Origin of the sequence: Simonsiella muelleri ATCC 29453 (assembly GCF_002951835.1) — a bacterium.
Classification (GTDB): Bacteria; Pseudomonadota; Gammaproteobacteria; order Burkholderiales; family Neisseriaceae; genus Simonsiella; species Simonsiella muelleri.
Genome location: NZ_CP019448.1, coordinates 1,144,891 through 1,168,706, shown reverse-complemented (window position 1 = coordinate 1,168,706; position 23,816 = coordinate 1,144,891). Strand labels below are relative to the sequence as shown.

At 39.1% G+C, this 23,816-nt stretch carries 21 protein-coding genes, 2 tRNA genes and 2 pseudogenes; 10 read left to right on the top strand and 15 right to left on the bottom strand.

Translation table 11 applies throughout. The features are described from left to right. Positions 1–68: 68 nt before the first annotated feature. From cas2 to BWP33_RS05640, 5 genes and pseudogenes are all read right to left on the bottom strand, one after another. The gene (cas2, locus tag BWP33_RS05660; protein WP_002641949.1) at positions 69–353 is read right to left on the bottom strand and encodes a CRISPR-associated endonuclease Cas2; all 285 of its coding nucleotides are present in this window, start codon (positions 351–353) and stop codon (positions 69–71) included. 239 nt (positions 354–592) lie between these two features. Then, on the bottom strand, positions 593–3,790 hold the full coding sequence (gene cas9 / locus BWP33_RS05655) for a type II CRISPR RNA-guided endonuclease Cas9 (RefSeq protein ID WP_211206390.1): 3,198 nt from the start codon (positions 3,788–3,790) through the stop codon (positions 593–595). Between the two features lie 54 nt (positions 3,791–3,844). After that, a pseudogene (locus BWP33_RS05650) lies at positions 3,845–4,600 on the bottom strand (IS5 family transposase). 65 nt (positions 4,601–4,665) lie between these two features. After that, positions 4,666–4,896: a hypothetical protein gene (locus tag BWP33_RS05645; RefSeq protein WP_104930326.1), complete on the bottom strand. Its 231-nt coding sequence runs from the start codon at positions 4,894–4,896 to the stop codon at positions 4,666–4,668. Between the two features lie 167 nt (positions 4,897–5,063). Continuing rightward, positions 5,064–5,876 carry a hypothetical protein gene (locus BWP33_RS05640; protein WP_040628970.1) on the bottom strand — a complete coding sequence of 271 codons (813 nt, stop codon included), beginning with the start codon at positions 5,874–5,876 and terminating at the stop codon, positions 5,064–5,066. A gap of 100 nt (positions 5,877–5,976) precedes the next feature. On the opposite strand from BWP33_RS05640, the gene BWP33_RS13300 reads away from it, so the two are divergent. Together BWP33_RS13300 and BWP33_RS05635 are read left to right on the top strand one after the other, a co-directional pair. Continuing rightward, positions 5,977–6,117 carry an IS1/IS1595 family N-terminal zinc-binding domain-containing protein gene (locus BWP33_RS13300; protein ID WP_425319630.1) on the top strand — a complete coding sequence of 47 codons (141 nt, stop codon included), beginning with the start codon at positions 5,977–5,979 and terminating at the stop codon, positions 6,115–6,117. 45 nt (positions 6,118–6,162) lie between these two features. Beyond that, on the top strand, positions 6,163–6,393 hold the full coding sequence (locus BWP33_RS05635) for a hypothetical protein (protein ID WP_155999553.1): 231 nt from the start codon (positions 6,163–6,165) through the stop codon (positions 6,391–6,393). 31 nt (positions 6,394–6,424) lie between these two features. Here BWP33_RS05635 and BWP33_RS05630 read toward each other — a convergent pair whose 3' ends face one another. The 8 genes and pseudogenes from BWP33_RS05630 to BWP33_RS05595 all read right to left on the bottom strand — a co-directional run bounded on the left by BWP33_RS05630 (position 6,425) and on the right by BWP33_RS05595 (position 11,271). Next, the gene (locus tag BWP33_RS05630; RefSeq protein WP_002641955.1) at positions 6,425–6,832 is read right to left on the bottom strand and encodes a hypothetical protein; all 408 of its coding nucleotides are present in this window, start codon (positions 6,830–6,832) and stop codon (positions 6,425–6,427) included. Positions 6,833–6,910: 78 nt separating this feature from the next. Next, positions 6,911–7,366 (bottom strand): annotated as a pseudogene (locus BWP33_RS05625) (transposase family protein). A gap of 160 nt (positions 7,367–7,526) precedes the next feature. Further along, a tRNA-Ala gene (locus tag BWP33_RS05620) sits at positions 7,527–7,602 on the bottom strand. Between the two features lie 7 nt (positions 7,603–7,609). Beyond that, positions 7,610–7,686: transfer RNA gene (locus BWP33_RS05615), tRNA-Met, on the bottom strand. Between the two features lie 60 nt (positions 7,687–7,746). Then, positions 7,747–9,123: an FAD-binding oxidoreductase gene (locus tag BWP33_RS05610; protein WP_002641956.1), complete on the bottom strand. Its 1,377-nt coding sequence runs from the start codon at positions 9,121–9,123 to the stop codon at positions 7,747–7,749. 80 nt (positions 9,124–9,203) lie between these two features. Next, positions 9,204–9,713: a peptidylprolyl isomerase gene (locus tag BWP33_RS05605; RefSeq protein ID WP_002641957.1), complete on the bottom strand. Its 510-nt coding sequence runs from the start codon at positions 9,711–9,713 to the stop codon at positions 9,204–9,206. An 82-nt stretch (positions 9,714–9,795) separates the two neighbouring features. Beyond that, positions 9,796–10,572 carry a M48 family metallopeptidase gene (locus tag BWP33_RS05600; RefSeq protein ID WP_002641958.1) on the bottom strand — a complete coding sequence of 259 codons (777 nt, stop codon included), beginning with the start codon at positions 10,570–10,572 and terminating at the stop codon, positions 9,796–9,798. Between the two features lie 129 nt (positions 10,573–10,701). Beyond that, positions 10,702–11,271 (bottom strand): manganese efflux pump MntP, encoded by a 570-nt coding sequence (locus BWP33_RS05595; RefSeq protein ID WP_002641959.1) that lies wholly within the window; start codon positions 11,269–11,271, stop codon positions 10,702–10,704. A gap of 165 nt (positions 11,272–11,436) precedes the next feature. Between BWP33_RS05595 and BWP33_RS05590 the strand changes: the two genes are divergently transcribed. The 8 genes from BWP33_RS05590 (at position 11,437) to clpP (ending at position 22,697) form a co-directional block, all read left to right on the top strand. Further along, positions 11,437–13,599: a TonB-dependent receptor gene (locus BWP33_RS05590; protein ID WP_002641960.1), complete on the top strand. Its 2,163-nt coding sequence runs from the start codon at positions 11,437–11,439 to the stop codon at positions 13,597–13,599. 344 nt (positions 13,600–13,943) lie between these two features. Beyond that, positions 13,944–15,755 (top strand): bifunctional alpha/beta hydrolase/class I SAM-dependent methyltransferase, encoded by a 1,812-nt coding sequence (locus tag BWP33_RS05585; protein ID WP_002641961.1) that lies wholly within the window; start codon positions 13,944–13,946, stop codon positions 15,753–15,755. Between the two features lie 67 nt (positions 15,756–15,822). Next, positions 15,823–16,743 (top strand): homoserine kinase, encoded by a 921-nt coding sequence (thrB, locus tag BWP33_RS05580; protein ID WP_002641962.1) that lies wholly within the window; start codon positions 15,823–15,825, stop codon positions 16,741–16,743. 381 nt (positions 16,744–17,124) lie between these two features. Then, complete coding sequence (gene ftsW, locus BWP33_RS05575) at positions 17,125–18,393, top strand: putative lipid II flippase FtsW (RefSeq protein ID WP_002641963.1); 1,269 nt, start codon at positions 17,125–17,127, stop codon at positions 18,391–18,393. A 7-nt stretch (positions 18,394–18,400) separates the two neighbouring features. Continuing rightward, positions 18,401–19,474, top strand: coding sequence for an undecaprenyldiphospho-muramoylpentapeptide beta-N-acetylglucosaminyltransferase (murG, locus tag BWP33_RS05570; RefSeq protein ID WP_104930325.1), 1,074 nt, complete (start codon positions 18,401–18,403; stop codon positions 19,472–19,474). A 124-nt stretch (positions 19,475–19,598) separates the two neighbouring features. Further along, positions 19,599–20,906, top strand: coding sequence for a trigger factor (gene tig / locus BWP33_RS05565; protein WP_002641965.1), 1,308 nt, complete (start codon positions 19,599–19,601; stop codon positions 20,904–20,906). A gap of 175 nt (positions 20,907–21,081) precedes the next feature. Continuing rightward, positions 21,082–21,966: a substrate-binding periplasmic protein gene (locus BWP33_RS05560; protein WP_002641966.1), complete on the top strand. Its 885-nt coding sequence runs from the start codon at positions 21,082–21,084 to the stop codon at positions 21,964–21,966. Positions 21,967–22,076: 110 nt separating this feature from the next. Next, on the top strand, positions 22,077–22,697 hold the full coding sequence (clpP, locus tag BWP33_RS05555; RefSeq protein ID WP_002641967.1) for an ATP-dependent Clp endopeptidase proteolytic subunit ClpP: 621 nt from the start codon (positions 22,077–22,079) through the stop codon (positions 22,695–22,697). 64 nt (positions 22,698–22,761) lie between these two features. Here clpP and ruvX read toward each other — a convergent pair whose 3' ends face one another. Further along, entirely contained in the window at positions 22,762–23,226 is a 465-nt protein-coding gene (gene ruvX, locus BWP33_RS05550) for a Holliday junction resolvase RuvX (RefSeq protein ID WP_002641968.1), read from the bottom strand. Further along, positions 23,219–23,791 carry a YqgE/AlgH family protein gene (locus tag BWP33_RS05545; protein WP_398407867.1) on the bottom strand — a complete coding sequence of 191 codons (573 nt, stop codon included), beginning with the start codon at positions 23,789–23,791 and terminating at the stop codon, positions 23,219–23,221. The genes ruvX and BWP33_RS05545 overlap by 8 nt, the downstream gene beginning before the upstream one ends. Positions 23,792–23,816 lie beyond the last annotated feature (25 nt).

The following is a 23,816-nucleotide window of genomic DNA, read 5'->3' as shown; positions in this document are numbered from 1 at the left end:
ATAATACCCCTCCCCGAAAGCCTGATGTATCAAGGCTTTCGGGGATTTTCTTACCTAAAAAATTACGCTTAAAATAACAAAAGTTGCTCCGAATTAACCTTTTTTTCGCGCGGACTTGGATTGCCAATCAGCATTTTCATACTCACAAATTGTTTTTCAGTTACCTCTAAACAACGGACATTTCCTTCCGATGGTAAGTGCGCTTGCAAACGAGTGTAGTGTTTTTGCAACATATCTCGCCCCCGCACAATCCGCGAATAAACCGATAATTGCAACATTTCATAGCCGTCTTGTTGCAAAAAATGGCGAAATTGATTAGCAGCTTGGCGTTTGGCTTTGGTGGTTACTGGCAAATCAAAGAAAACTATTAGTCTGAAACCTTTGCAAAACTATCCGTCATCATTACCACGTAAGCGTTAATCCATTTTCAATCTTAAATAGATTTTTAATCAATCAAATAAAATCAATTATCTAAATTTTGCTATTAGATTCCAGCATTCGTGGGAATGGGTTTTGCAAAGGTTTCAGGCAGCCTGAAAAAAACGGTTATGCTTTTATCCGCTTGATTGAGATAAAAGCATAACCATTTAGATTATTTCTTGGATTTGATTTTTAATGTGGGGCGTGGTTCAGATGAACACCGATGAATTTCTTTACCAAGTGGGTCAACGTGGTATTTGTTGAATGCGGTGGCGGTTTTCACGCCAACACGATGAACACCATCTTTTCCTTTGGACTTTTCCAAATCATGTTCACGAATCCCAATACTTCCATTTGCACGATCTAACCCATTGTAATAACCAAAAATTCTTCCTTTATTGCTAATCATTTCCACTAAATCCCCACGAGACAGCGAAAATTTAAATTCAAAACTTTCATCAATTAAATCCCAATCTGCTTCACTTTTGCCAGAAGTAACCGCCCGATTTGGCAAAATTCCTTGAGCCACCTGCCAAACATACACAGGAACAAGGTAATTTTTGCCCGCTTTGGTATAGACATCAACACGAACCATTGTGGCATTATCGGCAATGCCTTTGCCATCATGAACCATTACACCCGTATTTTGTACACCTTTCACACGCACCGATCGAACCAACGCCCCCAATTCACCATTTTTATTGGGTTTGTAAAAGGGTTTGGCAAAGGCTTTAATTGGGTCATCATCATGCGTTTCTAAACGTGTTTTCAATGCGGCATACAATTGAGGTTCACGACTCGGGTAGCCTACGATTTCTGGAATATCTTTTAATTTCAATGTGGTTAATGGTTTTTTAACCATACTGTTTTCTTCAGACAGCCTTTTTGCAGATTTGATGGTTTCCAAATGCCCTTGCCCCGACATTTTGCGATTTGGTGCACGCGAGACAAATAAAGGCGTTACGTTGTCATGCAAAGCTTCGGGACGAGCCGACAATTTTTCTACCAAATCTTCACACGGTTGGTCGCTGAACACACGAATCATCACTTCCTGACGGAAAAAATCCCAAGGCTGTGGAATACGAAATTTTACTTCGCCCGTTTCGGTATCCACATATTCAATGCTTTCATGGCGTTGAAATGCTTTGGTTATTTTTTGTTGCATAGAAGCAGTGGAACACGCCACCACAATCGCATCAAGAGCATGATGGCGGTCGTTGTCTTCACGGACTTTTCTCAAACCCCATAAATTTCTCAATGTTGCGGTCATTCCGCCGTTTGATGCAAAAACAAGACGTTTTCCTTTACCTGTCAAATATAAATTTTCTTGGACAAATTGACACATAAAACGAGCAATATACCGCGTATCATTTAGATTGCGTTCTAAAAATCCTTTTTCGGTTTCATCGTCTAATTTGGCTAATTGAATGCGTTGTTTTTTACCGTAAGAAAAATGACAAGTTTGTACACGCGCTTGAAATTCAAGCCAACGTTGGCTATTGTTTGCACCGTCCAAATATTCATCAGGCGTTTGATTGCGTTTATTTTGGTTTTCGCTGCCAAGTACCAAAACTTTATTATTTTGACTATCATCCCAAGTCCGTGAAAATGGCAGGGCATGGTCAATTTCAACATAACCTTTTTCATTCAATCGATTAATATCAATATCATGACCCGAATACAAACATTTGCCGTGTTGTTGTTCATACAAACGCATTTTCAAAATATCTTTCCCTCTGGGTTCGCCCACAAAATCAGGGAAATCTTCTTTGAATTTGGCGACTGCGTTTTCACGTTCTTTTTTATTTTTTTGTTGTTGTTTTTCAATTCGGTCACGGTCTGATTTAGACTTACCCAATTCACGCGCCATCTCAATATGCACACGAGCTGGCGAACCATACCGACGAATAATCGCATTCACCACTTTTCTTGCTTGGGTCAAAGTACGGAACACCACAGGATTTCGGACATCATCAATCGGAATATGTGGCAAAAATTGCTTTGATTCTTGTTGCAAGCTGCCTGAATGATGATTACCGTAAATTTGGGTACACGCTTCATCATAACGGTAGCCTTGTTCCATCAAGGGCAAAATTTTGCGTAATGCAGTCAACGATAATTGAATGAATCCATCAAAATTGATGTTTTTCAGTAATTCATTCAATACGTTTTCAGGCAGCCTGCACGTTTTTAATTCATGCGAAATATCTTCATCGGTTTTATAAATGGAAAACGCCGTGCCAATTGCATCTAAAATTTCAGGCTGCGTGGCAATACTTTGCCATTCTGTTTTCAAACCTGATTTTTCCAATGTTTGGCGGATGTTGTGATAGGATTTCATTTCCATCAACGTACTGTTTTCTGCTTTTTTGTCATGTTCCAAATCATAACGCAAACCTTTAAAAATAGCAGTTTGAGGCAAGCTTAATAATTTGCGAACTTGTGCGTAAGTCAATTTACTTTTTTTATAAGGCTCGTCCAACAATTTGGTACGCTCATCGGCAGTTAACGCACGTTCTTTGCCTTGGTCTTGAATGCGAAGATTATTGAGTTTTGTCAACCAAATAAAACGTTCGGCACTGAATGTGTTTTTCGCTGCTTTGAATTGTTCAGGTTCAAACCCACAATGACCCAACATTTTCAAAATCGCATCACCTTGTAAAGCACTGCGCTGCGTCATCAACAAATCATCAACTTGCCGTTCCAATTCTGGTGAAGTGAATGGATTGCCTAATTCACGTTGTTTTTGAAACAATAAATGCAATTCGGCTTGCAAATCCAAACGGTTGAAAGTGTGTGCATAATCGCCACCTTTATTGCGAAAATGTTTCACAAATTTTTTGAGTGCTAATTCGGCTGGTGTACGATATTGTTCTTGTTGTAAAAGTTGGTGATTTTCCGCCACACCTGCCAGTAATCTGCCCATTTCAGATTTGCTGTCTGTTTCGCTCATTTCGCTTTTGCGTTGCGATAAATAACCGCGATGCTTCACCAAATGCAATAAAACGGCCGCCCATTCATATTCATTCAACCGACTATCCAAGCCTTTAACACGCAATTGCCAAGCATTGATTGGTAAGTCTTTAAACGTTTCAGGCTGCCTGAAAATTTCACGTTTCAATAAACGTTTTAAACGTAATAAGCGATGCGAACGTCTGCGAATTAAACGGCGAGTACTTCTGGCTTCACGGCGAGCTTTGGCAAGAGAATCGCCTGTTTTGGGTACTTCTGCACGTTCAAATGTTCTGACACCGCAATCCAATAAACCGATTGATGTTTCGGTTTCCTTGTCAATTTCAATGGCAGCCCACCCCACAGAGGCGATACCCAAATCCAAACCCAATACATAGTGAAATTTTTCCATCATCATGAATCCTCAGTAAGAATTTAATTGACAAAATCATAGGGGCTAATGACATTTTAGCTATAATTTCAACCAAATCAAAGCACAAGCTAATGACACGGTACTTTCATAATTACGTTTTAATTTATCCTACCGTGTTGCCAGCGCACGAAAATGCTTTAATCGTGCAAAAGCGTTTTCTACCAAGTGCCTGATTTTATATAAATACCAATCTGTGCCCACATTAAGATGTTCTCTATTTTTCTTATATGGAATATTGGCTTTACTTTGTTTAGACTGAATTAACCGACGAAAAGTATCACTGTCAAAACCCCTATCAGCACACACGGTTTCATTATCACTTAAATCCAATTGTGCCAATAAATCAGGCGCAACAACAATATCATTTACATTACCAGCTGTAATGATAAATTCAATTGGATTACCACAAGCATCAACCGCTAAATGAATTTTAGACGTATGACCACCGATACTCTTACCAACAGCTTGATGCGTAATGGATTGTTTACCCATACCGTGTTGATGAACGCGGATATGGCTACCGTCCATAAAGACCCATTCCATATCGGGTGTATCTACCAAATGTTTGAATAATCGGGTAAAAATACCGCGTTTAGACCAGCGATTGAAACTTTGGTAAAGGCTGTTTGCTTTACCAAAATAACTAGGTATATCAGCCCATTGGCAGCCTGTACGTAAGCGAAATAGGATACCTTCTACTGTTTTGCGTAAATTTTTCTTGCGATAAATGCCAAGCTGTTTCAAAATAGGCAACAGTCTTGACCATGTTTCATTTGTAAGCGTGTTTCGGGACATGGCAAAGGTTTGGGATGGTTGCGTGGAAACAATATCTTAAATCCTTTGCCTCTTTTTTTGAATTGTCAATAGCCCCTAATGACATAAAATTCGTATGGATTAAAATTTTTTAATCCTGTTTTTTCTAAAAAATCAACTGAATCAACATCAACAGTTAAATCTTTTGTTCTTATCCATTTACTATCTGCAATTTGGCTAGGTCTAATAACTTTACCGCTACCTTCCTCACCATACAAATAAAAAGATAGCATTTGTGTTGCATAATCTTGCGACAAATCTAACTTTAAATTAGCCATTTTAAAACTCCATAAAATTACATGTTATTAAAAGAAATAAATTTCCTTATTTCCAATCTAATATGTCTCCTAATTTCAAATTACAAAAATATAGTTGATCATTATAGGCAACTAATTCATATCCTTTAAGAAAATGTGGTAATTTACTATCCATTAGAACACATTGATTATCTAATTTCTCTTTCGGAATATAATTCCATTCTCCTAAATACCAAAAAAATTGAAATCTGTAATGCTAGTTTTTTTAAATCATCATTATTATTCTTTTCATTAAAATATTTTTTATTAATATTACCGTAATTATCCAAAGAAATTGTTTCATAATCCAATATAATTGATTTTCCAGTATCTGCATTTATACTTAAATATTTAATAGTTAGATAAAAATTTCCTTTACCGATACTACGCCAATATTTAGGGGCATTCTCTAATGAAAGTCCATTTTTTTTATAAAAATCTAATGTATTTACTTCACAACAATCATTTGGATAAAAATCGTCCCATCTATTTTGACTAGCATATAAACTAAACAAATTATTTTGTTTATTTCTAAAATTTATATAATTCCCAAATTGATTAATTGGAAATGAATTAATTTTTACTCCCTGTGGGATAATTCTTTTACCTTTGTGGTTTTCTTTATAATTTAATTTATTTAACCTCAAATAATCTAATAAATTATAATTTTCTAATTGAGTAATTATACAATTTTCTGGGCATTTTGGGATCTGTACTTCATTTGCTTCATCTAGTGATATTTTTGCTGTCTGTAAATATTTAAAATAGCTCTGCATACCACGATTAAGTAATTCATCTTCACTTAATTTACGATTTTCCGCCAAGCAAATACCTTGCTTATTTTTCTCAATTTCACTAATACTTAAAATTTGTAAGGGAGAGAGAAAAATACGAAAATAATAAAATCCAAATGCTATAATAAAAAGAATACAAATCAAAAATTTTTTATTTATTTTTTTCAATTTTAATTACTTTCTTAAATGAAAAATTTGATGGTGTCCTGAAAAAGGTGCTATAAAAAATTCCAAACAAAAAGCAGTGAGAACAAGGTATATTTGAGTTGTGCATACACAAATTACCGTTTATTGTCATCACTGCAAAGGACACAATATAAAGAAAAATGGCTTTGATGACAATCAAAAACAACGTTATGCTTGCGAAGATTGCGCAAGGCGTTTCATTTTTATGCCTATCACCAGATAAACAGGTCAAATGGTTGCCTTTGTTTGGGGTAAGCATGATTTGAAAATGGCTTTTGAATTAAAACAACGTTTAAAAGAGCAAAACATTACCTATGACTGTATTGCGAGTGATCATTGGCAATCCTTTGATACTGTTTTTGCAGATACTAATGAACGGTGGGCAGGTAAACAGCATACCCAAGCCATTGAAGTCAATAATTGTGCTATTCGCCATTGGATTGGCTTTGCCTACATCAATGCTTGTCATTGGCGTAAACGTCAGAAAAATAGAATTTAGATTAAACACCTTTTTCAGGGCACTACCAAAATTAAATAATATCATATATATAAGTTCTTCTAACAATAATCCAATTTATTCGAATATACTTCACTTTATGACAGGTTTTATCATCATGGTGTAACGATGTATAGAACTCTCCTCTTTTTTTAAAAAAAGGAAATGTTTTTGGTATTTTAGTTATACTATCTACCTCATACCCTTTAAAAGAACTTCGGCTGCCAATAGAAAGAATCCACCTGTGTTTTTGTGGGGAAGCAGATACTACATATGCACAGTCTTCTTGAATATTAGATGCTATTTTCGCCTTTTCTTCAGCAATATCATCTAATTTTACCCAACTTACCCATACATATATACCTGTTAGTATTAACAATACCCATCTAAAAACTTCGTCCTTATCAAGGAACTTTAGTGTTTTAATTATTAAATTTTTCATATTTCATAACAATAGACTTCCTGAGAAACTAAAACTCAAGCTCTCTGTGTTGATAATTCCAGCAATAAGGTTCAAGCGTCATCCTAATCGTTTGCGATGATTACGATAACGGCAAGATAATACTTTGAATCTCTTAAATTTAGCCAATGTAGTATTTTCTACCTGTATTCTTTGGCTAGAAAGATGGTAATTAAATGCTTTTTCTTCTATGTAGCTGATGATTTTTGCTGGATTTAATGGGTGTTTGGGCTTATGGGTATAATTTAGTAATACCTTGATAACCACTGTCTGCTAAAGTTGATTTAAATAAATTAAAATCATATACTCGCCCAAACGTTGTATCGTTCAAATGCAGATTAAATTACTTTAGTGAATGCCAAAATCAGCAGCAATTTGTTCGTAAGTGCTGTATTCACGTAGATACTGTAAAGTTGCCATAATTATTTGAAGCATTTGTGCAAAAGTTTCTCTTTTCACACCTACTAATCGTTTAAATTTAATCTCTGTGAAACTTTTTCTATTTTCGTAGTTTATGTAAGTATTCTAACAAAGAAAAAGTTTCGCAGGAAGTATATTCTAATTTCTTCTGATGGAATCTGAATATAGTCAAAATTTTGTCTACCTCATTATTAACCCCACGAAAAGGAAATAAAAAAAGACTTAACTCATTAAAAAGTTAAGTCTTTGTTTAATATGGTGGAGGTAAGCGGGATCGAACCGCTGACCTCTTGCATGCCATGCAAGCGCTCTACCAACTGAGCTATACCCCCAAAAATTTGGTGGCGAATCAGGGATTCGAACCCCGGACACAAGGATTATGATTCCTCTGCTCTAACCGACTGAGCTAATTCGCCATTTATTCCGAAAGAACAGAACTCTACAGCCAACCTGAAAAATTGTCAAGTTACTGCTCATTAAACTGATGGCAACAATTTGTCTGCATTAAATAAATTGTTTGGATCAAGCTGCGATTTGATGGCACGCATTAATAGAATTTCATCAGCCGTGCGAACCTGCGCCAACCAATGCTTTTTCAAGCTGCCTATTGCGTGTTCAGCAGCAATTGTGCCATTTTGCGCTAAAATGTGGCGGTAAACAATCTGATTAATTGCGCCTTCTTGTTCATAAGCGCGATTATCTTTCACTGGCAAAAACGTATTGTAATGCAATGAACCATCACCCAAATGCCCAAAAACCACAATGCGCATCTCTGGATATTCTAGCTGCAATTCAGAACCACAATTTTCTAAAAAATCAGCTACTTGAATAATAGGCATGGCAATATCATGCTTAATACTTACGCCTAAATCACGCTGACTGGCTGAAATATTTTCACGTAGTGTCCAAAAATTTTGGCGTTCTTGCTCGGATTGAGCCAATACGCTATTTTCATAACCATTTTGATATAAATATTCAGCCAACAAATGCCCCAAATCTTCACGTTTTAGGCTATCTGTTAATTCTAATAACAAATGCCAATCCGAATCAACTGGCTGATTTATTTTGCTAAAATTCGATGATAATTGCAGTGCAAAACGACTCATCAATTCAAAACTACATAAGCGTTCCGCAAACTGATTTTTAATAGATGTTAATAAATTAACTGCATCATGAATGCTCTCCACCCCTACCCACGCCGTTTCAGTGGTTTGGGCTGGCGCAAATAATTTCAGCGTTGCACCTGTGATGATGCCAAGCGTCCCTTCACTGCCAATAAATACGTGCTTTAATTCATAACCCGTTGTATTTTTATGCAAAGGTTGTAAATGTGAAATCAATTCACCATTCGGCAACACCACCTCCAACCCCACAACCAAATCACGCATCGTACCATATCGCAACACGTTCAAACCACCTGCATTACACGCAATATTGCCACCAATTTGACACGAACCCTCACTCGCAAGGCTCAAGGGGAAAAAACGTCCCGCTTCTTGCGCGGCTGCCTGAACATTTTGCAACACACAACCTGCATCAACCGTGATGGTGTTGTCAGCAAGATTGATGGCACGAATTTTATTTAATTTACTTAAATTTAATAAGATACCACTTTTCGCCACCGAACCACCCACCAAACCCGTATTGCCACCTTGCGGCGTGATGGGAACGCCATTTTCTGCACAAAAACGCACCACTTTTTGCACACTTTCCACACTATTGGGTTGAACCAACAAACAATTTTCACTGATATAACGTTTACGCTGGTCAAGCAAAAATGAAGTTGGGTCTTGGGGCAATTCATTTTCGGTTAAAATTATTTGAATTTTTTCACGAATTTGATTCAGATTCATGTTCAGGCAGCCTTAAATACAATATGTTAATTAAATAGGCAGCCTGAAAAAACGCTTTCAGGCTGCCTGAATCAAAAAAATCAAACCACTTCTGCTTTGGTAATCACAACTGTTTCTGCTGGTACATCAGCATGATAGCCGTGATTTTTGGTTTTGACGCCTTCAATTGCGTCCACCACATCAAAGCCATCCACCACTTTGCCAAACACCGCGTAGCCCCATTCTTGCACCACTGTACGGCCATGCAATTCTTTGGCACGATAATTCAAAAATTCGTTGTCGGCGGTATTGATGAAAAATTGTGCGCTGGCAGAATGTGGGTCGGACGTACGCGCCATGGCAATGCTGTATTTCTCATTTTTCAAACCGTTATGAGCTTCGTTTTGAATGCTGTCGCGCGTATCTTTTTCGTTCATGTCGCTGTCCATGCCCCCACCTTGAATCATAAAACCTTTGATAACACGATGAAAAATCACGCCATCATAAAAGCCATCTTTCACATATTGTTCAAAATTGGCAGCGGTAATGGGGGCATTGTCATGGTCTAATTCAATGCTGATAACGCCAAAATTAGTGTGCAATTTAATCATTTATTTCTTTCAAATTAAAGGGTTAAAAAATATTGTTAATCCAATCATCAAAAATATTTTTCAGGCAACCTGAAAAATATAATTATTTTTTTCCAATGGCTTGTTGATAAATAGGTACCACATTTGGCAATTCTTTTTGCAATTCTTGAATGCGAGCATTATTGGTAGGGTGTGTGGATAAAATTTTATTTAACATATTGTTATTATTATTTTTTGCATTCATTTTTTGCCACACAGCAATCGCAGCTTGTGGATTATAACCTGCTTGTGCCATTAATTTGAGTCCGCCCAAATCGGCTTCTTTTTCTGCACTACGACTAAATGGCTTGTCCACGCCCAAATCCGCCGCCAAACCAATGCCTGTATTCACCAAATCACCGTTTATGCCTGTCGTGGCTTGCAAAATCGCGCTGCCCAAATTCGCGCCAATTTGCAAACCAGCCGTACGATTGGCTTCTTTTTTGCTGTGTTCCAACAAAGCGTGAGTCATTTCATGTCCAATGACGGCAGCCAATTCATCATCTGTCAAATTCAACTGCTCCACAATGCCTGTATATACCGCCATTTTACCCCCTGGCATCGCCCACGCGTTCATCTCATTGGAACGAATGACAGTCATTTGCCAATCAAAAGGGTGCCCTGTTTGGTTGGCGGCATTTGCATGAGGAAGAAGTCGGCGAAACACAGTTTGAACGCGTTTCGCGGTATTGGACGTGGTGTCAACCAATTTAGCAGATTGTGCTTTTTGTACGACTGCGGTGTATTGTTGGGCAGATTGCGCATTTAAACTGGAACTATCCACCACACTACACGCACTCATCATCAAAGCCAATGCGTAAACAGAATACTTTTTTTGCATTTTATTATCCTAAAATGTTTAGTCAAAAGAAAATTGAGCGAATATAGCACAATTTGATTTTTTGCGCGTTTAGCAAATCAAATTGACCCAAATATCTTTCAGGCTGCCTGAATCTTATTCATTTTATTTTCAAGAAATAAAACCCAAATGTTTCAACAAAATAGATGAACCAATCGCAATCAACACCAAGCCACCTACCAACTCCGCACGTTGACCGACTTTCTTGCCCAACATTTTACCTAAGCCCATGCCAATCGCCGCCATAAACGTGGTCGCAGAGCCTATCGCCAATGCTGTCCAGCCAATATGCACATCTAAAAACGCCAAACCCACGCCCACAATCATAGAATCAATACTGGTGGCGATGGCAGTCAAAATTAGAATACCTAACTTATTATTTTTATTGTCTATTTCATTTTCATCTTTTGCGGAAAAACTCTCGCGTATCATGCGAATACCCAAAATCAATAGCAAAATAAACGCAACCCAATGATCATATTCAGCAATAAAAGATTGCGCGGCCTGCCCTGCCCCCCAACCAACCAGTGGCGTAATCCCCTCCACTACCCCAAAAATCAACGCTGCACGGATAATTTCTTGAGTGCTAACGTTTTTCGCGGCTGCCCCTTTGCTAATGGCAGCCGCAAATGCGTCCATAGACATACTAAATGCCAATAAAATCAATGCAAAAATACTCATGGCTTGTGTTTTTTTTATTTATAGTTAATCAGAAAGCTGGATTATACCGTTTTCAGGCTGCCTGAAAGAAAATCTTATTTCAAAATAATTGAATAGAAAATATTATCATTAAAATTACAATTCAGTTATAATTGCGATTTTTTACGCTTCAACACGAGGTTTAACATGAATTATATAAAATCAATATTGGCTTTGTTCGGTGGGTTATTGAGTTTTCAGGCTGCCGCAGATGCCACAGACAAGACTGCTAACCAAACATTAGAAGATGTCAAAGTAACCGCTAAAGTTCAACGTTCTTTTTCCAAATCCAGCGATGGCGATTTGCGTGATGCCGTGAATTTAGGCTTGCTAGGCAAACAAAATAATTTCACATCACCCATCACTGTCGTGAATTACGATGAAAAAGCATTCGCTAACCAAGCACCACGCAATGTCGTTGATGTAATAGCCAAAACCGATGCGTCTACCATGAATTTTGGTGGCGAAACCAATACCATTAGCGGATTGTATGTCCGCAATTTACAAATTGATGCACGACAATTTAGCGTTAATGGTTTGTCTGGTTTATATTCCACTTATAACTCGCCTACGGCTGGCGTGGCGTCCGCACAATTAATCAAAGGCGCATCAACCGCTTTGGTTGGCATGGATGCAGAAGGCTCGGCGGGCGCATCTGTCAATATTGAAACCAAACGCGCAGGTAAACAACCCATTAATCGTTTTGGTGTCGGCTATTTCAGCGACAGCCGCTACCAAACCAGTGCAGACATAGGTCGGCGATTTGGTGCAAATGGTGAATGGGGTATTCGTGTGAATGGCTTGATTCGTCAAGGCGATACAGCGCGTGAACACTTCTCCGAAAAAAATCGTGAGGCCGCTATTGGTGCAGATTATCGTGGCGAGCAATTAAAAGTTGGCGTGGATTTGATGTACAGTAAACGCAAAACCGAAGGCGGACGAGCACGCGTCCAAGATATGCAACTGCTCAAATTCCAAATGCCCGAAGCTCCCGATGGCAAAATCAATCTCATTCCACAGTGGTCAGGTCAAACCACCGAAGACAAAACTGCAATGGCAACTTTTGAATATGACACATTAAAAAATGTTGTGGTATCAGGTGGATTGGGCTACATGGATTCGCGTTATGACGGCTCATTTACCCAATTGAAAATGCTCAATGCACAAGGCAATTACCGTGCTGAACCATCACGCGCCATAGATTATCTCACGCGTACCACCAGTGCCAATTTGAAAGCGCGTGGACAATTTTTTTCAGGCAGCCTTGAACATCAATGGAATGTTGCCGCGGATTATGTGAAACGTCATCGCGATTTTGACCGCAGCAGCAAAACTTTTGGTGGTTTCAGCAGCAATATTTACCAACCTCAATTCCCTGCAACACCGACTATTTTGTCAGTCAATCAGCAGAATACCCACGAAACATTTACAGCACCCAGTTTAGCGTTATCAGATACGTTGATGATGTTTGACAACAAATTCCGCCTCACATTGGGTACGCGTTTACAATATGTGCGCCAAGAAAATCATCAAAAACAAACCAAAAGTACTACTCACGCCATCAGTCCTATGATTACCGCTGCTTATGTACCAAATAATCAATTGGTTGTGTATGGTAATTATATGCGCGATTTAGAACCTGGTGCATTAGTAGACAACGACAACGCCAAAAATAATGGAGAAACATTAGATCCCGTTAAAACCAATCAAATGGAATTGGGTATCCGCAAAAATTGGCAAGATGGCTTAATTACCACCACCGCCAGCGTGTACCGCATCAATCGCCCCAGCGCATATTTAAATGCGCAAACAGGCGTGTTTGGGTACGGGGGCAAAGAACAAAACACAGGTTTAGAATTAAGTACTTATGCCAACTTATTAAACAAAACATTACGCCCGACTTTTGGCATCACATTCCAACGTGCTAAGCTGAAAAATTACCAAACCAATGCTGGCAATATGATTGATGGCAATCAACAAGTAACCAGTCCACGCGTGATTGCCAAAGCAGGTGTAGAATGGGACACACCCTTTGTACGCGGCTTAACATTGAACGCAGCGGCACAATATTATGGCAAATCGTTTCAAAATGCGGAAAATACTTTCAGGCTGCCTGCATACACCACAGTGGACATTGGCGCAAAATACGCATTAAAATTACCTAAAAATCAACAAGTAACTTTGCGTGGCGCGGTGGAAAATGTGTTTAATAAAAATTATTGGCAAATCCAACGTGGTAGATATGACCGCAGTTTTGCAGTTGTGGGAATGCCACGCACCGTGTGGTTGAAAGCCGATTACGAATTTTAGAAAAGGCGAAGTTTTTGTCATATTCCAAGACCTTTGTAAAACTCCCATTTTCAGCCAAAATAGAAATTTAAATATATTAATTTAATAAAATTTTGAATTTTTTATTTTTTAAAAGTTTTGCAAAGGTTTTGTAAAGATATGATGATTCAAAGAAGAAATGTTTTGCACAATTAAAATATTTTCGCGCCATCGCTACTCGGTATGATGGGTTAAAATGCAATGATGAAAGTATGGTTTCCTTAGCTTGTTCTTTGATTGAGTCGGCGTTATAGATGAATCATCCTTTACCCCTAGCCTGAAAATGCTTACAATCCTATTCACGAAATAACCAAAGGATTTTATTCATGAATCAATCCGAAACCACTCATCATTTTACCGCCAGCGATGGTACTCAGATTTTCTATCGCCACCGCCCCGCTGCCAATGGCAACACAGGCCGCGCCATTGTGTTACTGCATCGCGGACACGAACATTCTGAACGCATGATGTATGTTCATGAAGAATTGCGGTTGTCGGAATTTGCGTGTTTTGCGTGGGATGCGCGTGGACATGGGTACACCACAGGTGAGCGCGGCGATAGCCCCAGTGTTGCCACTACAATCGATGATTTAGACCAATTTATCAAACACATACAACATGAACATGGCATTACACCAGAAAATATTTGTTTAATTGTCCAAAGCGTAGGTGCGGTGATTGCGGCTGGCTGGCTGAATGATTATGCGCCGAAAATTCGTTGTGCGATTTTGGCTGCACCTGCATTTAAAGTGAAATTGTATGTACCATTTGCACGCCCTGCATTGCGATTGGCACAAAAATGGCGTGGCAATTTTTTTGTCAAAAGTTACGTCAAAGCGCATTATTTGACTCACGATATTGCTCGTCAACACAGTTACAATCATGATTCTTTGATTGCGCCAGCTATTTCTGTGCGCGTGTTGTTGGGTTTGTATGATTTGGCTAGCCGATTGGTTCGTAACGCTCATCAAATCACTACGCCCATTCAAATGCTGATTTCAGGCAGCGATTTTGTGGTTCACGCCGCGCCACAACATGAATTTTACAATCGGCTTGGTAGCCACATCAAAGAACGCCATGTTTTCAAAGGATTTTATCACGATACATTAGGCGAAAAACAACGTGAAGACGTATTTGTCCAAATGCGCCGTTTTATTGAACAATGTTTTGCAGAACCTTTAAAAATCATTGATGTAACGCAAAATCATTTGAGCAGTTATTCACGTTATCAAGCGGATAAATTTGCCACGCCTTTATCATGTTGCTCACCACGTGGCATGTATTGGGCAATGACACGCGCAGCTATTCGGTTTGGCGCAAAATACAGCGAAGGTTTGCGAATAGGTTGTGAAAGAGGTTTTGATTCAGGCAGCACGCTGGATTATATTTATCAAAATCAAGCAAATGGCAAAAATGAATTTGGCACATTCATTGACCGAATTTATTTGAATGCGGTGGGTTGGCGTGGGATTCGTCAGCGAAAAAATCATCTAAAACAGGCGATTCATGTGGCTTGCGACAAACTCACGGCGGCACGAAAAAAAATTCATATTTTGGACATTGCGGCAGGGCATGGGCGTTATGTTTTGGACGCGTTACCCAGTGAAAAGCTGCCTGAAAGCGTGCGTTTGCGTGATTATAGTTCAATTAATGTGGCAGCAGGTCAAGCGATGATTGCGGAACGTGGTTTGGAAAATGTGGTTACTTTTGAACAAGTTGATGCGTTTAATCTTGAAAATTACAAAAAATTAAAACCACGTCCAACTTTGGGTATTGTGTCGGGTTTGCATGAATTATTTTCTGATAATGACTTGATTTTACAATCCCTTAAAGGATTCGGTGAAGCCATCAGTAAAGGCGGTTATTTGATTTACACCAACCAGCCACACCACCCTCAACAAGAACTCATTGCTCGCGCCCTAACCAGCCACAAAGATGGTAAGCCAAATTGGGTGATGCGTTGTCGCAGTCAGCAGGAAATGGATGAATTGGTAGAAAAAGCAGGCTTTTATAAAATTCAACAATGGATTGATGACGATGGCATTTTTACCGTGAGTTTGGCGGTAAAAGGCGCAGAAGCCAGCATTTTGCACGAAGATAGCGGCACATTAAACGAAGATAATGTTTCGGGCAAATAAGTTTTCAGGCAGCCTGAAATTTGTTATGATGCACCCCAGTTTTATTCATGATTTTTCAGGCTGCCTTATGTCCGTTTATACCAGCGTTTCCGATGATGAAATGCGCGAATTATTGCACCGTCATTATCAAATTGGCGAATTTGAATCTCTGCAAGGCATCGCGCAGGGAATTACCAACAGTAATTTTTTTCTTCATACTAATCAAAATACTTACGTTTTGACGGTGTTTGAGTCACTCACGCAAACGCAATTGCCTTTTTATTTGGCATTGACGCAGCATTTGAGCGCCAATAACGTGGCTTGTCCTGCACCGATTGCCCAAAAAAATGGGCAATTGGATACGCGAGTAGCTGATAAACCAGCATGCATTGTTAGCAAATTGAGTGGTTGCGACACTGCTAGCCCTACCGTGCAACAATGTTTCAGTACAGGTGCGATGTTGGCAAAAATGCACTTGGTTGGTGCGACTTTCCCTCAAAAAATGGATAATCCACGCCATGTCGCGTGGTGGACAGAAAGTGTAGCAAAATTGCAACCTTTTTTGGACGAAAAAGATGCGCAATTATTAAATCAAGAAATTGATTTTTTAGCAAAAAATCCAGATTCACATTTACCTAGTGGCATTATTCACGCCGATTTATTCAAAGACAATGTGTTGTTAGATGGCAATCAAGTATCTGGTTTTATTGATTTTTATTATGCGTGCAATGGCAGTTTTGTGTATGATTTGGCGATTGCCATTAATGATTGGGCGCGACAACATAACAATACACTAAATTTAGAATTAAAACAATCATTTATTGATGGTTATCAAAGTATTCGCCCATTAAACTCAGATGAATTGGCTTATTTAAATACCGCGCATCGGGCAGGTTGTGTGCGGTTTTGGGTATCGCGTTTACTGGATTTTCATTTTCCAGCCACAGGAGAATTGACGTTTATCAAAGATCCAAATGTGTTCCGTGATTTATTATTGACATTTCATTAATTTTTTAATTTTCAGGCAGCCTGAAAACATTACCCAGCATTATTTTGCTGGGTTTTTTATTTATAGCAAGATGATGGATTTTGTTTATTCGTTTTGAGAAGCTCACACCTGCTGTGTTGAATTTTATGCCAATAAAAACGCTATTGGCATAAAATTCGCCTGGCATTCGCACCAACTGGGGCAAAAATCCATTTCACGTTGACTATGAATACAGGTTCTAAATTTGCAAAAATCATAATTGTCATGTAATTAAATCAATTATTTAAATTTGATAAAAGATTTTGTGCCAAATAATTCACAAAAAAACAATAAAATTTTGCTAAAATAGCCGATTATTTTGAAAAAGCAGATAAAAATCTGCACCTTTACTACGATTTTCACATGAAACTGTCCACAATTTTTCAGCAGCGAGCTGCTTTTGATTTCAATTTTCAAGAAAAGCGCAAAGATTATGACCAAATTTTGCTTTGGGTTTTGTTGTGCTTGTTGGCTTTTGGTTTGATTATGGTGTATTCCGCGTCTATTGCACAGGCGGGATTGACTAATTTTGCCAATCGCAATGTTTTCTTTATTAAACAAGCTCAATTTGCCATTATCGGTATTTTATTGTCATTTTTATTGTATCGTGTGCCAATGTGGAGATGGCAGCGTTGGACGAAACTTGCTTTACCTATATCTTTGGTTATTCTAGTGATTTTGCCATTTGTAGGTGAGGAAATTAATGGTGCACGACGATGGTTGTCGCTGCCAGGTGGCATTAAAATGCAGCCCAGTGAAATTTTTAAATTGGTTACGATTATGTATATGGCAAGTTTTTTCAAACGCCGTTTAGATGTTTTAACCGATTTTAAACGCGTGCGCTGGGTAGCAGTACCAATCGCAGCAGGTGTGGCATTTATTTTATTAACCAAAGACTTGGGTTCAGCATTTGTGGTATTAATCATTGCTATCGCTTTGTTATTTTTGGCGAATTTGCCAGCGAAATGGTTTCTATTTGTGGTGGGTGTGGGTGCATCGGTGGTGGCATTGGTGATTGCGTCCTCCGAGTTTCGTATGCGTCGCATCAGCGTGATGTGGCAGCCATGGAAAGACCCAACGGGCACAGGTTATCAAAGCATGGGTTCGTTGATGTCCATTGAACGTGGGGGCTGGTTTGGTGAGGGTTTGGGCAATGGTATTTTCAAGCGCGGCTTTTTGCCTGAAGCGCATACTGATTTTATTGCCGCAGTGATTACCGAAGAATTAGGATTGATTACTTTAACTGCACTGATTTTGTGTTATGGCTGGATTGTGTGGCGTGCCTTCAAAATTGGTAAACAAGCGCGTGATTTGGAGTTGCATTTCAATTCCTTTATTGCGATTGGGATTGGCGTGTGGGTGGCGGTGCAAAGTTTCATTAATATTGGTGTGAATATTAGTTTATTACCAAACAAGGGGTTAACTTTACCATTGGTGTCGTATGGTGGTTCATCTTTGGTCATTATGATTGTGGCATTTACAATGCTGCTGCGCGTAGATTTTGAAAATCGTAAAAAAGAACAAGGGATTAGTTATATTGACCCGCATTGGGACAAAATTCCCGAATCCCAAAATCATGCAGCTAACCCTGAAACCGAAGAAGGGCAGCCTGAAAATGAATTAACCCAGTAGGCAGAATATCATGAGTAAAACTTTTTTATTAATGGCAGGCGGTACTGGTGGACATATTTTCCCTGCATTAGCGGTGGCAAAATCATTGCAAAATCAAGGTCATCAAATCATTTGGCTGGGTAGTAAAGACAGCATGGAAGAGCGACTTGTGCCACAACATAACATTATGTTGGAAACCATTGCCATGAGGGGTGTACGCGGTAACGGTTTGAAGCGTAAGTTGATGTTGCCCATTACTTTGTGGAAAACCGTTCAGGCTGCTAAAGAAATTATGCTGCGTCATGAAATTGATGCAGTAATTGGATTTGGTGGATTTGTTACGTTTCCAGGTGGCGTGGCGGCGAAATGGTTGAATATTCCGCTTGTGATTCATGAACAAAACGCGGTGGCAGGGTTGTCTAATAAAATGTTGGCGCGATGGGCGACACGTGTGCTGTACGCCTTTCCGAAGGCATTTGAGCAATATCCCAATGGTTTAGTTGGTAATCCTGTTCGTGCGGAAATTGCGAAATTACCAGAACCTAAACAACGATTTGCTATGCGTTCAGATAAATTGAATGTGTTGATTGTTGGGGGTAGTTTGGGGGCGCAAGTGTTGAATGAAATTGTGCCACAAGCGATGGCGATGCTGCCTGAAAATGTGCGTCCACACATCACGCATCAATCGGGGCGAAATAAATTGGATGCTTTGAAAACTGCTTATTCGCAAGTAGGTGTACAGGCGCAATGTATTGAATTTGTTGATGATATGGTGTCTGCTTATCGTGATGCTGATGTGGTCATTTGTCGAGCTGGTGCGTTGACAATTGCTGAATTGACGGCAGCTGGCGTGGGTGCGTTGCTTGTTCCCTACCCGTATGCGGTAGACGACCATCAAACTGCCAATGCACAATTTATGGTTTCTGCGCAAGCGGGTTTGTTGTTGCCACAAGCAAAATTGTCTGCTAATCAACTCGCTGAAATTTTAGCGAATTTGACACGCGAACAATGTTTGAAGTGGGCAGAAAATGCACGAACTTTGGCATTACCAAATAGTGCAGATGATGTGGCAAAAATTGCGATTGAGGTTACCAAATCATAACCAATCAAAAATAAAATTTATGCGAATTTGCATGGATTATGCTAGAATTTTTTATTTTCAACCTGCTTAACGCAAAATTTTGCCAGTTGATGATTTTCATTTAATTAAATTAAGAAAGGTCGCCATGAGCGCAACTATTGAACAATTAGAACATTTAGAACGTAAAATCGTTGTTACCCTAAAATGGGACGATATTAATGCTGAATTTGATAAACGCCTAAAAAAAGTAGCAAAAAAAGCCAAAATTGACGGTTTCCGTCCAGGTCATGCACCTGTGAAAATGGTGGCATCCATGTATGGCGCGAGCATTCAGAATGATGTGTTGAATGACATGGCACAAGAAGCATTCAACAATGAAATCATTGAACAAAAAATTCGCATCGCAGATGTATTGCGCCTTGAGCCTGTGGAAGGTGCGGCTGAAAACAATGATATTTTCCAAGCAGCTTTCATTTTTGAAGTGCTGCCTGAAGTAAAATTGGTGGATTTGTCTGGTTTGAATATTGAAAAATCGGTTGCGAATGTCGGTGAAGAAGAAGTAGACAAAACCATTGAAATTTTGCGTAAACAACGTACTCGCTACAATCGCGTAGAACGTGAAGCACAAAATGGCGATCGTGTTATTATTGATTTTGAAGGGAAAATTGATGGTGAGGTGTTTGAGGGTGGCACATCACAAAATTACCCATTTGTATTGGGTGAAGGGCAAATGCTGCCTGAATTTGAAGCTGGCGTGATTGGCTTGAAAGAAGGCGAAAGCAAAGACGTAGAAGTGAATTTCCCAGAAGATTATCATGGTCAAGATGTGGCTGGTAAAACCGCTGTGTTTAATATCACTGTAAAAAATGTGGCAGCGGCTGAATTGCCTGAAGTTGATGAGCAATTCGCAAGAGCATTGGGCATCAGCGATGGTGATATCAACAAAATGCGCGAAGAAGTGAAGAAAAACGTAGGTCGTGAAGTGAAACGACGTGTTGATGCACAAAATGTGGAAGCTGTGATGACCGCGTTACGTGAGGCGCATGAGTTTGATTTGCCAAATAGTTTGGTTAACGAAGAAGCTGGACGTTTAGCAGAAGAAATGAAACAAAACTTTGTACAACAAGGTTTAGACGCACAAGATATGCAATTGCCAATTGATATGTTCAAAGAACGTGCGGCAGAACGTGTTAAAGTCGGTTTGATTTTACCTGTTTTGGTTGAGGAAAATAAATTACAACCTACTGAAGAACAAGTGAAAAAAATCATCAATGAATTTGCAGAAAGCTATGAAGACCCACAAGAAGTGATTGATTGGTATTTTGCAGACCGTCAGCGTTTGCAAGGACCAATGAATTTGGCTTTGGAAGCGAATGTAGTGGATTTTGTGTTGAGTAAAGCCAAAGTTACCGAAAAAACATTGAGTTTTGATGATGTGATGGCTGCGACTTAATCATTGAAATTGTATTGAATAAAGCAACAGCATTGAAATATTTTTCAGTGCTGTTTTTGTTTTCAGGCAGCCTGAAAACACATGATTAAAAAAAATTGACGTGTTTTAACAGTAAATAAATAATTTGTGCTAATATTTGCATTCCAATTAACCAAGTTCTCATAGAAGGGATTTGATGATGATGCCCAATTTATCGCGTTTATTAATGGTTGCTGGGATTTGTGTGGGTTTGGCAGGTTGTGGTGATTCAGGCAGTGCGCCAACGCCACAAGCTGCGTCTACTGCATCATCTGCCGCTGATAATAAGAAAGCCATTGGTGGTGAAACATCTGCTGCACCTGCCACAAATTTACCTGATACTGCACCTGTGGTTAAAGTGGTTACGACAGGAAAAACACAACCGCTTTCATTTACCGATTCTAATGGCAGCGTGGCTGGCTTTGATATTGATGTCATTACGAAAATTGGTGAAGTACAAGGTTTTAAAGTGCAATTTCACAAACGCCCTTGGCAAATGTTGTTTTCTGATGTCGGGACCAAACAAAATGATTTAGCCATTTCGGGAATTTCTTATACAAATGAACGTGCTGAAAAATATGCACTTTCTGATTCTTATGCGATTAATCAAAGCGAATTGATGTTTTTAGATGCTAGCCTCAAAGATAAGGTAAAGGATTTGAAATCATTAAAATACATCACAGGTTTGCGTGTGGGTGCGTTAGACGGTTCTAAGCATGCGAAACAATTGGCAAACGCAGGTATTACGGATATTAAAACGTATAAAACCACTTATTTGTTATTTACCAGCTTATTGCGTAAAGAAACCGATGTGGTTGCGCAAGATGGTATCTTATTGAATCAATTAGCAAAAGAATTTAAACAACCAGCTTATACAGTGGTTTACGAAAAAAAAGAGGAACCTTCGGCGCAATTGGTTATTTTGATGGCAAAAGACAACGAAAAATTACGCGCATCGGTTAATGAGGGTTTGGCGAAAATCAAACAAAATGGTGAATTAGCCAAAATTCAACAAAAATGGCTGACTGCCCCAAACCAATAATTTAGTGGTATGATGAACCATGTTTCACCCAGCGATGACGTTGAAACATGATTTTGCTGTTTCAGGCAGCCTGAAAGAATTTTAAGATAATAATTGATTGAGGATAATTTATGTTTCCAGAGATTCAAAATAATACGTTAATTCCAACTGTTATTGAACAAAGTGGACGTGGTGAGCGTGCTTTTGATATTTATTCGCGCTTATTGAAAGAGCGAATCATCTTTTTGGTAGGACCTGTGAATGACCACACCGCTAATTTGGTTGTGGCGCAACTGCTTTTTTTAGAAAGCGAAAATCCAGACAAAGATATTTATTTCTACATTAATAGCCCTGGTGGCAGCGTGAGTGCGGGCATGAGTATTTTTGATACGATGAATTTTATTAAACCCGATGTGCAAACTTTGTGCTTAGGGCAAGCGGCCAGTATGGGGGCATTTTTGTTGTCCGCAGGCGCAAAAGGTAAGCGGTTTGCCTTGCCAAACAGCCGCATCATGATTCATCAACCGTTGATTAGTGGTGGTTTGGGTGGTCAGGCTTCAGATATTGAAATTCATGCTAGAGAGTTGATTAAATTGAAAGAAAAATTAAACAACTTATTGGCGAAACACACAGGGCAACCATTGGAAAAAATTGAACGCGATACCGACCGCGATAATTTTATGTCTGCACAAACCGCGATGGAATACGGCTTAATTGACAAAGTGATTACCAACCGCGAAGAAGTTGCGTAATCATCAAAAAATAACCTAACCAATTAATTTTGTTTAGGTTATTTTTCTAAAGACTTAAGGTTGCCTATCCCATAAATACGCCAATTGCGCCATTATCAAAAAAACTTTGTAAAATGGCTTGTGCAGCCACTTGATCTAATACTGCCTTGTTTTTTTTGCCAAAAACTTGTGCCTGTTTCAATAATTCTTCAGCGTATAGCGAACTGAATCGCTCGTCTGCCCAATAAATAGGCAGCCTGAAACGTGCATTCAAACGATGACCAAATTTTCTAGCTAAAGCAGTAACCTCGTGTTCTGTGCCATCTGCGTGGACAGGCAAACCGACCACCAAATATTCAGGCTGCCATTGCGTGATGAGTCGGGCGATGGCGATGAGTTTTTCTTCGTTGCTTTGCCCTGTGATGGTGGCGATGGGGTGAGCGATGGCAATTTCACGATTACCTTGTGCTACACCGATTCGCGTTTCGCCAAAATCAAATGCTAATGCACAACCCATTGGTAAATATAATGAATTTTCTGAATCAGGCATGCCCTACTCCACGCATAAAATTCACATCATTAATCCCCAATTTGTTTAAGGCTGCCTGATAACGCTCTTCCACAGGTACATGGAACAAAATATGATTATCGGCTGGCACAATCAACCACGAATTGTCCAATAATTCTTGTTCCAACTGACCTTTTTGCCAACTGGAATAACCAATTGTCAAAATAGCATGTTGAATTTTATCGTCTTTTGCCATGCTTTCAATAATATCGCGTGAAGTGGTAATAGCGTTCTCTTCATTAATAGTTAAACTACTTTGCCAATTACCCACAGGCGTGTGCAGCACAAAACCGCGGTCAGGTTGCACGGGACCGCCCATCATCACAAATTCATTCATGAAATGTGCTGGAATCTGTTTCATGCCTGCACCAGTAAAGACAATTTCCATACCAATTGGCGAAGGTTTATTAATAATCAATCCCATAGCACCATCTTTAGAGTGTTCACACAAATAAATTAGGCTGCCTGAAAACAATGAATCTTCTAAATCAGGCATGGCAATTAGAAAATGGTTGCTTAAATCCAACATAATATTATTTTCCTTCATTCAAAATTTCCCTCTAAATTGGGCT

Bases quoted from the DNA above. Each gene is read 5' to 3' on its own strand.
- cas9 (WP_211206390.1), bottom strand. From the start codon at position 3,790: ATGATGATGGAAAAATTTCACTATGTATTGGGTTTGGATTTGGGTATC.
- BWP33_RS05645 (WP_104930326.1), bottom strand. From the start codon at position 4,896: ATGGCTAATTTAAAGTTAGATTTGTCGCAAGATTATGCAACACAAATG.
- BWP33_RS05635 (WP_155999553.1), top strand. From the start codon at position 6,163: ATGGCTTTTGAATTAAAACAACGTTTAAAAGAGCAAAACATTACCTAT.
- BWP33_RS05630 (WP_002641955.1), bottom strand. From the start codon at position 6,832: ATGAAAAATTTAATAATTAAAACACTAAAGTTCCTTGATAAGGACGAA.
- BWP33_RS05610 (WP_002641956.1), bottom strand. From the start codon at position 9,123: ATGAATCTGAATCAAATTCGTGAAAAAATTCAAATAATTTTAACCGAA.
- BWP33_RS05605 (WP_002641957.1), bottom strand. From the start codon at position 9,713: ATGATTAAATTGCACACTAATTTTGGCGTTATCAGCATTGAATTAGAC.
- BWP33_RS05600 (WP_002641958.1), bottom strand. From the start codon at position 10,572: ATGCAAAAAAAGTATTCTGTTTACGCATTGGCTTTGATGATGAGTGCG.
- BWP33_RS05595 (WP_002641959.1), bottom strand. From the start codon at position 11,271: ATGAGTATTTTTGCATTGATTTTATTGGCATTTAGTATGTCTATGGAC.
- BWP33_RS05590 (WP_002641960.1), top strand. From the start codon at position 11,437: ATGAATTATATAAAATCAATATTGGCTTTGTTCGGTGGGTTATTGAGT.
- BWP33_RS05585 (WP_002641961.1), top strand. From the start codon at position 13,944: ATGAATCAATCCGAAACCACTCATCATTTTACCGCCAGCGATGGTACT.
- thrB (WP_002641962.1), top strand. From the start codon at position 15,823: ATGTCCGTTTATACCAGCGTTTCCGATGATGAAATGCGCGAATTATTG.
- ftsW (WP_002641963.1), top strand. From the start codon at position 17,125: ATGAAACTGTCCACAATTTTTCAGCAGCGAGCTGCTTTTGATTTCAAT.
- tig (WP_002641965.1), top strand. From the start codon at position 19,599: ATGAGCGCAACTATTGAACAATTAGAACATTTAGAACGTAAAATCGTT.
- BWP33_RS05560 (WP_002641966.1), top strand. From the start codon at position 21,082: ATGATGATGCCCAATTTATCGCGTTTATTAATGGTTGCTGGGATTTGT.
- clpP (WP_002641967.1), top strand. From the start codon at position 22,077: ATGTTTCCAGAGATTCAAAATAATACGTTAATTCCAACTGTTATTGAA.
- ruvX (WP_002641968.1), bottom strand. From the start codon at position 23,226: ATGCCTGATTCAGAAAATTCATTATATTTACCAATGGGTTGTGCATTA.
- BWP33_RS05545 (WP_398407867.1), bottom strand. From the start codon at position 23,791: ATGAAGGAAAATAATATTATGTTGGATTTAAGCAACCATTTTCTAATT.